The following is a 949-nucleotide window of genomic DNA, read 5'->3' on the forward strand; positions in this document are numbered from 1 at the left end:
GTTGCGTCGCAACTCCCGCGTGATCGTGCTGGGAGCACGCCGCAAGGTCCGGGAGATCAATCTGGCGCTGCTGCCCTGCAGCTTCATCGCCATGATCATCCCTCGCTCTTCGGCACTCAGCTGTTCGTAACTCCTGGTCATGCAAGCTCTTCCCTTCAGGATCGAGTGTGTTGCACTTCAGAATTGAAACCGCCAAGCAAAGAAAAGGCGACCCCACTGTCTGCGACCCCTTCGCTGCGCTACGGGGCAACCTGCGGTGCTCGCGTTTCGCGGGGTCTCGCCCAAACTCGCTTCGCTCAGACAAGGGCGAGCCCTGATCCGCGAAACGCTGCGCTCCTCGGCGCAGCCAGAGGGGATGGGGAACACGCGGGCCATCGCTGCGCTCGGCCGCAGGTGCCCAACAGGCGCTTCGCGCCTGCTGGGCTTGGAATGAGTGCACGTGGTTGTTGAAACCACCGGAACTGGACTCGCCGCCGAGCGGAGCGAAGGCCCGAGGAGGCTGTTCAAAAGCCGAGCGCAGCGATGGCGCGTGTCGCTCCCTTCTGGCTGTGCCGAGGAGCGCAGGCGCAGGAGGGATCAGGGCCGCAGCTGTTTGAGCGAAGCGAGTTCTGCGGACCCCCTCCTGCGCCGAGCACCGCAGGTTGCCCGTAGCGCAGCGAAGGGACACAGACAGTAGGGTCGCCTTTCTTTTGCCTGGCGGTCTCAAATCCCAAGTGCAACGATAGGTTGGATATCGACATTCTGGTTGAAACAGTCTTCGAAGAGGACTTGTGCCGGAGTACGGAACCCCAAGGTCTTGCGTGGGCGGGTGTTCAGGCTCCAGGCGATGTGATCGAGATGGCGCTGAGAGTGAACGCTCAAGTCCGTTCCCTTGGGCAGGTACTGCCTGATCAAACCATTGGTGTTCTCGTTGATGCCGCGCTGCCAAGGGCTGTGAGGATCCGCAAAG

The 949-nt window shown here is 62.0% G+C and carries 2 protein-coding genes; both read right to left on the minus strand.

What is annotated here, in order from left to right:
• Positions 1-141: helix-turn-helix domain-containing protein (locus tag QMO14_RS33465; protein WP_367618197.1), on the minus strand; the 141-nt coding region annotated here is incomplete at its 3' end.
• 561 nt (positions 142-702) lie between these two features.
• Positions 703-949 (minus strand): IS30 family transposase (locus QMO14_RS33290; protein WP_301512395.1); only part of this gene is annotated, 247 nt, incomplete at its 5' end.

It is taken from the genome of Variovorax sp. CAN15, from assembly GCF_030462475.1.
Lineage (GTDB): Bacteria > Pseudomonadota > Gammaproteobacteria > Burkholderiales > Burkholderiaceae_C > Variovorax.